General features: G+C 65.9%; 4 protein-coding genes. 3 read left to right on the forward strand and 1 reads right to left on the reverse strand.

Translation table 11 applies throughout. The annotated features are described in order from the left end of the window. Window positions 1–1,284 (reverse strand): aspartate aminotransferase family protein (locus tag JOY90_RS34500; RefSeq protein ID WP_291695560.1); only part of this gene is annotated, 1,284 nt, incomplete at its 3' end. Between the two features lie 248 nt (window positions 1,285–1,532). Here JOY90_RS34500 and JOY90_RS34505 point away from each other — a divergent pair. The 3 genes from JOY90_RS34505 (at window position 1,533) to JOY90_RS34515 (ending at window position 5,160) form a co-directional block, all read left to right on the forward strand. Beyond that, on the forward strand, window positions 1,533–2,480 hold the full coding sequence (locus JOY90_RS34505) for a LysR family transcriptional regulator (RefSeq protein WP_291695561.1): 948 nt from the start codon (window positions 1,533–1,535) through the stop codon (window positions 2,478–2,480). A gap of 102 nt (window positions 2,481–2,582) precedes the next feature. Further along, window positions 2,583–3,776 carry a CaiB/BaiF CoA-transferase family protein gene (locus tag JOY90_RS34510; RefSeq protein ID WP_291695562.1) on the forward strand — a complete coding sequence of 398 codons (1,194 nt, stop codon included), beginning with the start codon at window positions 2,583–2,585 and terminating at the stop codon, window positions 3,774–3,776. Window positions 3,777–3,828: 52 nt separating this feature from the next. Further along, entirely contained in the window at window positions 3,829–5,160 is a 1,332-nt protein-coding gene (locus JOY90_RS34515; RefSeq protein WP_291695563.1) for an MFS transporter, read from the forward strand. The last annotated feature ends 172 nt before the right edge of the window (window positions 5,161–5,332 follow it).

Consider the following 5,332-nt stretch of genomic DNA (forward strand, 5'->3'; position numbering starts at 1 on the left):
CTGGAACGCGGCGACGAAGGCATCGCACGCCGCATCATCGACCTCGAGCGAGAGCGCGGCCATGCCGCGGCGGGCGAGATAGATGCCCTGCTCGAGCAGATCGAAGAACACGAGCTCCTTGAGGCGCTGCTCCTGGTGCTTGAGATCGGCGTTCGAGCGCACCGGGCCGGGCGTCGCGTGAATGGTGAGCAGCGAGCCGATGCCGGTGACGCAGAGCGGCGCCGCATGCGACGCGCACAGCGATTGCAGGCGCTGCCGCAGGGCATCGCCGCGCGCATTGACGCGATCGAGTGCTTCCTGCGTCACCACTTTCGTCATCGCGGCGATGCCGGCGGACATCGTCAGCGCATTGTTGTTGAAGGTTCCGGCGTGCCCGAGCGCATCTGGTTCGCGGGGATCGAAGCGCCGCATCAGCTCGGCGCGCCCGCCGAACGCGCCGAACGACATGCCGCCGCCGACATATTTGCCGAGCGTCATCAGGTCCGCCCGCACGCCGTACCTTGTTTGCAGTCCACCCGGCGCCAGCCGCGAGGTCATCACCTCGTCCAAGACCAAGAGCGCGCCTGTCCGCGTGGTCTCTTCGCGCAAGGCGGACAAGAATTCGGGCTCGGCGGGAATGCAGCCGCCGGACCCCTGCATCGGCTCGACGATGACGGCGGCGAGGTCGTCCGCATGCGCTGCGATCAGGTCGCGCGCGGCTTGCGCATCGTTGTAGGGCGCGAACACCCAGTCGAACGGCGCGTTGACGATGTTGACGGCGTCGCGGAACACGAACACCGAGCCATGATAGCCGCCGTCGAAGGCCATGATCTTGCGCCGGCCGGTGGCGATGCGCGCCAGCGTCAGCGCCAGCAGCGTGGCCTCGGTGCCGGAATTGGTGAAGCGCAACAGCTCCATCGCCGGGAAACGCCGCGACACGATCCGCGCCAGCTCCGCTTCCATCCTTGTGTGGCCCGAGAGATTCAAGCCATTGTCGATGGCCGCCTTGATGGCCGCCGTGATCACCGGGTTCGAATGCCCGGAAAGGCCCGCAGTGTACTCGCCCATGAAGTCGAGGTAGCGATGGCCGTCCGCATCCCAGAGCTCGCCGCCCTCGCCGCGCACGATGGTCAGCGGAAACGGCTGGTAGAACAGCACGGTGCGGGTATTGCCGCCGGGCATCACCGTCTCGGCCTCGGCGTATTGCGCGGCGCTCAGGGGATTGCGTGCGACATAGGCCGCGCGCGCCTCGTGCACGGCTTCATCGAGCGGAGTGCCGGTGTCGGAGTTGTCGGCGAAGGCCATGAAGTTTCCGCCTCCAGGATTCGATTGATCGGTGTCATCGGAACCAAATGTTGCGGGGCGGTCAAGGTCAACCCTGCCTGCAGCGAGGCGCGCCCGTGGCTCGGAGCTCTCGCCCCGATATTGGAATGCTCTTGCGAAAGCCTCCGTCTTTTTGGGATGATATCCCAACAGAGCGGCGCTTTACCGCGACATTTGAGAAAATTGAGCACTCGTCGCGGTGCTACCGTCTCACTTCGAGAAAGGTAGCGATGCAGCGAAAGATTGAGCCCGTCCAGATCGCGGCGCCGCCGAGGGTGAACCTCGCGCGGCGCATCGATCTCACCACCTTGCAGTTGTTCGTCGCCATCTGCGAGGAAGGCAATCTGACGCGGGCGTCGCAGCGCGAGGCCATCGCGCCGTCCGCGGTCAGCAAGCGCATGCACGATCTCGAGCACGCGCTGCAGGTCGCGCTGTTCGAACGGCAGCCCAACGGAATGACGCTGACGCCGGCCGGCGATGCACTGCTGCACCATGCGCGGGTCACGCTGCTCAACGTCGAGAAGATCGCCGTCGACATGACGGAATATGCGCGCGGCGTGCGCGGCCACGTCCGGATCTTCGCCAATCTGTCCTCGATCGTCGAATTCCTGCCCGACGATCTGCCCGGCTTCTTCCGCGATCACGCGCTGGTGCGGCTCGACCTGCAGGAACGCCCGAGCGCCGAGGTCGTTCGCGGGATCGAGGAAGGGGCCGCCGAGCTCGGCATCTGCTCGGCAGACGTCGCCACGCGCGGACTGGCGCGCTACGGCTACCGGCGCGATCGCCTGGTCATCGTGGTCCGGTCGGATCACGCGCTGGCGAGCAAGCCAAGAGTCTGCTTCGCGGATACGCTGGATTACGATCATGTCGGCCTGTTCGCGACCAGCTCGATCTATCTGCGTGCGCAGTCCACCGCGCAGCAGCTCGGCAAATCGATCCGGCTGCGGGTCCATGTCCCCGGCTTCGATGCCGTGTGCCGCATGGTGCAGGCGGGCATGGGCATCGGCCTGATTCCGGATCGCGCCTTCGACGTCCTGAGCCACGGAATGAATCTCGCAGCCGTGGAGCTCGACGACGACTGGGCCGACCGGGAGCTGGTGCTGGTGACCCGCGAGGGCAAGGGCCTTTCGGGCACGGGCCGGCTGATGCTGGATCATTTGCGCCGCTGTGCGGCCTGAACGCGTTCGCGATCCGCGAACGCGCCTTCATCAAAGGCCAATGGACGTCAAGTCCCGACCTGGTGACACCTCGATGAACAGAATGTCGAGGGAGAGCCGGACGTGGACGGGCCGTTATCCGGAATTCGAGTGGTCGAGCTTGGAACGCTGGTGGCTGCACCGTTTGCCGCGCGGCTGTTCGCCGAATTCGGCGCCGAGGTCATCAAGATCGAGCAGCCCGGCCACGGCGATCCGCTGCGCAAGTGGCGGAAGCTGCACCAGGGAACGTCGCTCTGGTGGTATCTGCAGTCCCGCAACAAGAAGTCGGTCGCGATCGACCTGAAATCGGCGGAAGGCCGCGACATCGCCCTTCGACTGGCCGCGCGGGCAGACGTCGTGATCGAGAACTTCAAGCCGGGCGGGCTCGAGAAGCTCGACCTCGGCTGGGACGTGCTGTCGGCCCACAATCCCGACCTGACCCTGGTGCGCATCTCCGGATTCGGACAGAGCGGGCCGTACCGCGACAGATCGGGCTTCGGCGCCATCGGCGAGGCGATGGGCGGGCTGCGCTTCACCACGGGAGACCCGGGCAGCCCTCCGGCGCGGGTCGGCATCTCCATCGGCGACAGCCTCGCATCGCTCCATGGCGTGATCGGCGCCTTGATGTCGCTGCTGCGGGTCAAGACCGGCCAGGGCGGGGGACAAATCGTCGACGTCTCGCTCTACGAGAGCGTGTTCAACATGATGGAGAGTCTGCTGCCGGAATATGACCTCACCGGCCATGTGAGGAGCCGCACCGGCGGCGCGCTGCCGGGCATCAGCCCGTCCAACACCTACCCGACCTCCGACGGGCGCCACGTCATCATTGCCGGCAACAGCGACGCCATCTTCAAGCGCCTCATGCGCGTGATCGAGCGGCCCGATCTCGGCGACGACCCGATGCTCGCCGGCAATGACGGGCGCGTGCGTTGTGACGCAGCCCTCGATGCCGCCATCAGCGCCTGGACGTCGCGGCGAACGCTGGACGAGATTCTTTTGGCGCTCGATGGTGCCGACGTTCCGGCCGGCCGGATCTATTCGGTGGCCGATATCGTCGACGATCCGCATTACCTCGCGCGCGACATGATCCTGTCGAGCGAGCTGCCCGGCGATGTCTCGGTGAAGATGCCGGGGATCACGCCAAAACTCTCGCAGACACCGGGCAGCGTGAGATGGCCGGGGCCGGCGCTGGGCCAGCACACCGACGAGGTGCTGGCGGGGCTCGGCCTGCAGGCGGCCGACATCGCGCGGCTGCGCGAGCTCGGCGCGGTTCAATGAAGGCCGTGAGAGGCAGTCAAAAACCATAATCAAGAATGGATTGGAGGAAACCATGACCACGACCACCATGATGGACGTCAATGCCGGCGCGACCATCACCGAGCAGCAGGTCATCAGCAAGATCGCATGGCGGCTGATGCCGCTGATCATCGTCTGCTACTTCTTCGCGTTCTTCGACCGCGTGAATATCAGCTTTGCCAAGGCCCCGCTGCAGGCCGATCTGGGTCTGAGCAACACGGCCTATGGCTTCGGGGCGAGTTTGTTCGTCGTCGGCTATGTCCTTCTTGAGGTGCCGAGCAACATGCTGCTGTATCGCTTCGGCGCCCGCCGCTGGATCGCCCGCATCATGATTTCATGGGGGCTGGCCACCGCCGCCATGGTGTTCGTCCGGACCGAATGGCAGTTCTATGGCTTGCGATTCCTGATCGGCGCCATGGAAGCCGGCTTCGCGCCCGGCATTCTCTATTATCTGACGCTCTGGTTTCCGAAATCGCATCGCGGGCGGATGACGTCGGTGTTCTTCCTGGCGACGGCCTTTTCGGGGATCATTGGCGCGCCGATCTCGGGATTGATCCTGAGCTATATGGACCACCTGCAGGGCCTGGCGGGGTGGCAATGGCTGTTTCTTGCCGGCGGGCTGCCCTGCGTCGTCCTGGGCTTCGTGGTGCTGTCGCGATTCGATGACGGCATCGAGCAGGCCAAATGGCTCAGCGACGAGGAACGCCGCATCATCTCGGTGCAATTGGAGCGCCAGCGGGCCGAGATCGGCGAGGTCTCACCCTGGCGCTCGCTTTTCATGCCGGGCGTGCTGTGGCTCGGCCTGATCTACTTCCTGATCCAGGTCGGCTCCTATGGGCTGAACTTCTGGGCGCCCGATCTCATCAAGACCGCCGGCGGCGGCAACGCCGCCACCATCGGCCTGCTGACCGCCGTCCCCTATGTTTGCGGCGCGATCTGCATGCTGATCATCGGACGGCTGTCGGACGCATCCGGCGACCGCCCGAAGTTCGTGGCGGGGCTGATCATGACGGCCGCGTTCGGCTTCTTCGCCGCCGGCCTGTTCGACAAGAACGTTCCATTGCTGGTCGCCGCGCTCGCCATTCTCGGCGCCGGCGTGGTGGCCTCGATCCCGGCGTTCTGGACCCTGCCGCCAAAACTGCTGACCGGCGCGGGTGCCGCGAGCGGAATCGCGCTCATCAATACGCTCGGCCAGCTCGGCGGCATCGTGTCTCCGGTCATGGTTGGTGCGATCAAGGATATGACCGGCAGCACGACGCCGGCCCTCTACGTGATCGGCGGCCTCTGCCTGCTCTGCGGGATCTTCCTGCTCGCGGCGGTTCCACGCCGGCTCAGGCTCAACGACCTCTCCAGCGCGCCGGCGTGAGAGTTCAGCGTCGAACGCCGCGCGGCTCAGACGTCTCCGCTGAGCAGGGGCTGGCGGTGCAGGCCGGGAGCTGCCCGCGGTCGGCATCTCCGGCCACATCCTCGGCGGCGGCCACGGGCTGCTGGCGCGCTCGCACGGGCTGACTTGCGACAGCCTGGAGGAGGCTACCCTC

The organism is Bradyrhizobium sp., assembly GCF_019242285.1.
Lineage (GTDB): Bacteria > Pseudomonadota > Alphaproteobacteria > Rhizobiales > Xanthobacteraceae > Bradyrhizobium.

Bases quoted from the DNA above. Each gene is read 5' to 3' on its own strand.
- JOY90_RS34505 (WP_291695561.1), top strand. From the start codon at position 1,533: ATGCAGCGAAAGATTGAGCCCGTCCAGATCGCGGCGCCGCCGAGGGTG.
- JOY90_RS34515 (WP_291695563.1), top strand. From the start codon at position 3,829: ATGACCACGACCACCATGATGGACGTCAATGCCGGCGCGACCATCACC.